The following is a 5438-nucleotide window of genomic DNA, read 5'->3' as shown; positions in this document are numbered from 1 at the left end:
TAAATTTATATTTATAATGGGAGGCTTTGCCAAAATATTATTGAAGTCAACATCCCATTATGAATATAATATCGCACCAAGTCAAGAATTGCAACCCCCAAATTGTTTTTTTTTTGCGGCGCGTTCCACCTGAGAACAATCAATGTTTTCTATCCCAAAAATAGGGTATAAGCGGGATTTTTGTTTTCATCCCAATAGCGATATCCGACATTATCAAGAAATGCCTGCCATTCCTGCATTTCTTCTGGGGGGACTTGCATTCCCACGACTATGCGTCCGTAATCGGACCCGTTATTTCGGTAGTGGAACAAGCTGATATTCCAATTGCGACTCATGTGTCCGACGAATTTCATTAAGGCCCCGGGACGTTCGGGAAATTCAAAGCGGTAGAGTAATTCATTATGGGCGAGGGAGGAATGTCCTCCTACCATGTGCCGGAGGTGTAACTTTGTGAGTTCATCGTCGGTGAGGTCGAGGGTTTTGAATCCATTTGCTTCAAAGGTTTCTACCATATTGGCGGCATCGGCGCGGTTGGCGATTTGCATTCCGACGAAGATGTGTGCTTCTTTTTGGTCGGCAATGCGATAGTTAAATTCGGTGAGATTCCGTCTGCCGATACAGTCGCCAAATTTGCGGAGACTTCCGGGTTGTTCGGGAATGGTGACGGCAAAGATTGCTTCGCGACGTTCCCCAAATTCGGCACGTTCGGCAACAAAGCGGAGGCGATCGAAGTTCATGTTGGCACCGCAGGCGATCGCAATTAAGGTTTCGCCTTGGATGCCTTCTCGTTCGACATACGCTTTCGCACCGGCGATCGCCAAGGCACCGGCGGGTTCTACAATCGATCGCGTATCTTCAAATACATCTTTAATGGCGGCACAAGTATCATCGGTGCCGACGAGGATAATATCATCTACATATTGTTGACACAGGCGGAATGTTTCTTCCCCAACTTCTCGAACCGCTACACCATCGGCAAATAACCCCACTTGAGATAAGCGCACTCGATGTCCCGCTTGGAGGGATTGGGACATGGCATCGGCATCTATGGGTTCAACTCCGATAATCTTAATTTCCGGACGTAAGCGCTTAACATAGGCGGCAATTCCCGAAATTAAACCACCCCCGCCGATCGCCACAAAAATCGCATGAATCGGTTTCTGATGTTGCCGTAAAATTTCCATGCCAATTGTTCCCTGTCCCGCAATCACATGAGGGTCATCAAAAGGATGAATAAAGGTTAAGCCTTTTTCTGCCTCCAATTCTCGGGCGTAGGCGTAGGCATCATCATAAGTATCCCCATGCAATACCACCACTCCTCCCCGGGATTTGACTGCATCTACCTTGACTTGAGGGGTTGTCACCGGCATCACGATAATCGCCTGGGTTCCCAGACGGGATGCACCGAGGGCGACCCCTTGAGCATGGTTGCCTGCGGAAGCAGCAATGACGCCCTTTGCCAGGAGTTCTGGCGGCAGTTGAGCCATTTTGTTGTATGCGCCTCGCAATTTAAAGGAAAACACTGACTGCATATCTTCCCGTTTGAGGAGGAGTTGATTATTCAGTCTGGCAGAGAGATTCGGGGCATACTCTAGGGGCGTTTCTTGGGCAACATCGTAGACACGGGCGGTCAAGATTTGGACCAGGTAATCGCAATACATGGGGTCAGGGGGGTTGGTAAAAACGGGATAGTCTTTTATCTTACGCTACCGGAGTAACCTCTATCGAGTCTCTGAGCAAAATTGCTAGGGTGTAGAACGCAGATTGAGGGCAGTCGGTTTAGATGTAGTGGATCCAAACCCGGGCATGGGCGAAAAAAGCCCGGATTTGAGCGGTAAAAATATTCTCTCAGTTGCAAGATTAAGTTTCTCTAAAGAAACCCGCCATTTTATAGGGGAAAAAGCTATGATGGCAGACAACCTTTTTTATGGTGAGGATTCCGAATGTGGATAAGTCCATTATTCAGTTAGTTGACGAGCTACCCACTGATAACATTACGGTAAAAGTGTTAAAGGCATTGGACTATTTGATGCCCGGTCAGTGGGATAATTTAGTTGGTTTTGACCAGAGTATCCAAGCCATTACGGGAGAGAGTAACCCCCAGGTTATACAGAAGATTCGCGATCGGGCTGTTGCTTTGTATCACGACCCGAAGCAAGGCTATCAAACTGTCATCAAACTCTATCAGACCATTGACCGCGCTGATGCAGCATTGGCAACCGCAGCTTTAGCGAACAAGGTGGGAGAAAAAATCAGCTTCCTGTCATTTTTAAATAAAATGACGCCGAAAGCAGATACGACACAAACCATTGATTTATTGATGAAAGTTGTTGTAGAACTGATTGCGTACTGCAAACTGAATGGGTTGCCGAATCCTAATCCTCAACAATTTGCTGCTGCCTTGGCGAATAACTATCAAGATGCGGCTTTGATGCGGATGATGGCATTAGTTTGCATTGATGGAGTGTTGCCGCTAGGTCCCAATTTTCTGGGGAAAATTCACGAAGTGATGACGGGGACGGAGGGGAGTATCATTACGGGAAATCCTGTATTTGTAGCCCTTAATAATTTTATTCCCGGGAATAGTCCCTCGGATAAAGTGGGGTTTATTAATCAGGGGTTTGAGGCAGTGGAAGGCTGGATGAATAACCTAGTCAGCAAAACTGGGGTGACGCCTCAATCTATTGTGCAAGGTTTGGGTAAATTTATCCAAATTGCCGATGATAACTTAGACTTTGTAGCGGTCTTTTTAGACCAAGTTACAAATTATTATGAACATACCGGGATTCAAACTGTAGCCCGAAAATTGATTTTGGATGCTCATGGTTCTATGAATTTAGGGGAACTACCCGCAACGGGAACAACCTCTGGGTATGCGGTGGGTCAAACGGTAGAAGTTTGGGATGGTGAGGAGGAGGATTGGTATGAGGCAACTATCCTCAAAATTAAAGAGGATGAATATTTTGTGCATTATGCGGGGTATGGTTCTTCTGATGATGATTGGGTAGAAGAAGAAGATATACGCGATCGCAATTATTCGCCATCGGATGACTATGACTATGCGATCGGTCAAAAGGTGAAAGTTTGGGATGAGGATGAGGAGAAATGGTACACCGCCATTATCCAGGAAGTTAAACGCAAGAAATCTTTCCTGCATTATCTCGATTATGATTCCTCCTATGATGAATGGGTGGATAATGATGAAATCAGTTAAAAGATTCCACGGAGGAATCGGGTAGAGAGACTGAATCCCCTGGAAAGTCAATTACCCATAAAATCTAGCGTCAAGGTGGGTTGATCAAGTATCATCCACCTTTTTTTATGAAATTTATCCTAAATCCTACAGAAGGAAGCTCGTTATTGAGGGATGACTGGGGTTGTGAGTGGGGGTTTGAGAGGAGGAAGGACCCGTTTATGTCGTTTCTGCCTTCTCTCTTGACGGATGTCGTGGTCTCTGGGATAATTAGAGGCGATCGCCACTGGGGACAATCAGGGGCGATCGCGCTCACAGCTTACCGAATCTGGATTCGATAAACTTGATGATTGAGCGCGACTCTTCTTTCCACCTAGAGGGAATCGTCTCTTGGAATTATTCGTATCCCCCAAAAAAACAGTAAAAAGAGGTGAATTTTATGGTACAATCTTCTGCGGATAAAAAATTACCTTTATTAAGTAAAATACCTGAACCTCTCAAGACCTTAATCACCAAAATCAGGGAGGAGCATTACCCAGAACTTTATGAATCAGAGGCCGATGAAACAGCATCCTTAGACCAGGCATTAAACGACATTTTAAATGTTTTTCAAAACAGCGGTAAGACCTTGTGTCACCTTCGATATGTCTGGTTAGCCTTAATTTTGGCTTTAGTCGTCGAGCCAACTGTAGAATACTATCAGCCTCAAAATAATGTGACAAAATCGACAATAGAATTGCTAGAGCGTTGGATATTGTCTGAGGTTGACTCAGACCTTTCCTCAAAAAATTCACATTTTGAGTTAAAACAAGAAATTAAAAAGTTGGAGGCTATTTTTGCCGAACCGCTTGATCCGGTCAAACAGGGAGATATAGCACATTTACAAATTATTTCTGAATCCACAGATGTTTTTAAAAATGCCATCCGAGTGCTAGATCGGGAGCAAGCGAAAGACGCAACCTTAGAAATTTTAAAAGATTGTCTCGAAGGATATGCAATTTTCCCGGGTTCTTCGGGACGACGAGATTTATTTGACTGGTGGCTTTTAGAGGTGGTTCCTGCCAGTTGGTATTTATTATCTCCCCGTTCACTTTATGTCGGAGAAGGGGTGGAAAATCAAGAAGAATTTCAGGTAGACCGAATCAAAAAACTTCAAGAAATTAGCACTCAAGTCCGGTCTATTTTTACCAAAAATTCCAGTACATAGACTGTTGCAACTAGATTGATTGAAGAGCAGGATTGTTCAGGCGATCGCCCGTTCCCAAACTCAAGAGCGATCGCCACTATCCCGAAGTCACCACCGTCTCACAACTGCGTCGGCACATCAACACTATCCAACCTCCAAGCGATCGCCCAAAAATTTCGCCTATCCTGCATCCCAAATCGCTATTTCTCACCGAGTCGCCGATTCACCGATGAGGGTAAACGCTCCCCACTCTCTCACATCGGGATATTGTTGCCGGGTTGCCAGCATTGCTTGTCGCAAAGCTACCGCCCGATCGCCAGTTTGGGGGAGTACCCGATAAAACTCCTGCATCAATTGTGCGGTTGCCTGATCATCAGCTTTCCATAACGATACAATCACACTTTCGGCACCGGCACCGATTACGGCGCGAGATAATCCAATAATGCCATCGCCGGTAATGCTTCCCACACCTGTATTGCAAGCGCTCAAAACCACCAAACCCGCATTCAACTCCAAACCGATAATTTCCTCAAAAGTGAGCAATCCGTCATCGCGATCGCTCGGTGCCAGTGCGATCGCGCCCAACAAACCCGACTCGCTAAAATCATCCAGTAACCCGTGGGTTGCCAAATGCACGATTCCGGCAGAACCGATCCGTTCTACTACCGCTGTCTCGGTTGCCTCACTTCCGATTAACGGTTGAGTGTTCAGCATGGCGGCGATCGCGATCGCTTCTTGTTCCGCACCCGGTAAATTCGCCAATGTCTCTGCTTTTTCTTGCGAGTTCCTCGCAAATATCGGCATTACTGGATTGCCAACTACTAAAGCGCCTTGTATATCCCCGGTGCGATCGCGTTTTGCTGTGCGAGCGATTTGTAACACTTGAATCCCTGGCGCTGTGAGAATGGTATGTTTTTCAATTAAGTAGCGATCGCTCTCATCTAGCAGCGCCGGAAACGGCACGAAAAATAACTCTTCATGGGGAATAAATATCACCTTTTCTTCGGGATTTTGGGGAAGTAAATCTGCAATTGGAGTTATCAATAATTCGTGCAGTTT

The 5438-nt window shown here is 45.8% G+C and carries 6 protein-coding genes; 4 read left to right on the top strand and 2 right to left on the bottom strand.

The window, feature by feature from the left end:
• Positions 1–149: 149 nt before the first annotated feature.
• Positions 150–1661, bottom strand: coding sequence for a threonine ammonia-lyase, biosynthetic (gene ilvA, locus J0895_RS03045; protein ID WP_207086659.1), 1512 nt, complete (start codon positions 1659–1661; stop codon positions 150–152).
• A gap of 145 nt (positions 1662–1806) precedes the next feature.
• Here ilvA and J0895_RS03040 point away from each other — a divergent pair, with 145 nt between their 5' ends.
• The 4 genes from J0895_RS03040 (at position 1807) to J0895_RS03025 (ending at position 4612) form a co-directional block, all read left to right on the top strand.
• Positions 1807–1953, top strand: a complete 147-nt coding sequence (locus J0895_RS03040) for a hypothetical protein (protein WP_207086658.1) — start codon at positions 1807–1809, stop codon at positions 1951–1953.
• Positions 1946–3214 carry a Tudor-knot domain-containing protein gene (locus J0895_RS03035; protein ID WP_340643437.1) on the top strand — a complete coding sequence of 423 codons (1269 nt, stop codon included), beginning with the start codon at positions 1946–1948 and terminating at the stop codon, positions 3212–3214. Before J0895_RS03040 ends, J0895_RS03035 begins: the two co-directional genes overlap by 8 nt.
• Before the next feature lie 418 nt (positions 3215–3632).
• Positions 3633–4400: a hypothetical protein gene (locus J0895_RS03030; protein WP_207086656.1), complete on the top strand. Its 768-nt coding sequence runs from the start codon at positions 3633–3635 to the stop codon at positions 4398–4400.
• Positions 4401–4432: 32 nt separating this feature from the next.
• Positions 4433–4612, top strand: coding sequence for a hypothetical protein (locus J0895_RS03025; protein WP_207086655.1), 180 nt, complete (start codon positions 4433–4435; stop codon positions 4610–4612).
• Here J0895_RS03025 and J0895_RS03020 read toward each other — a convergent pair.
• Positions 4587–5438 (bottom strand): CHAT domain-containing protein (locus tag J0895_RS03020; RefSeq protein WP_207086654.1); only part of this gene is annotated, 852 nt, incomplete at its 5' end. The genes J0895_RS03025 and J0895_RS03020 overlap by 26 nt on opposite strands.

The sequence above is a fragment of the Phormidium pseudopriestleyi FRX01 genome (genome assembly GCF_017313335.1).
Taxonomy (GTDB): Bacteria; Cyanobacteriota; Cyanobacteriia; order Cyanobacteriales; family Laspinemataceae; genus Laspinema; species Laspinema pseudopriestleyi.
The sequence above is the reverse complement of the archived record's forward strand: the minus strand, read 5'-3'. Positions and strand labels throughout refer to the sequence as shown.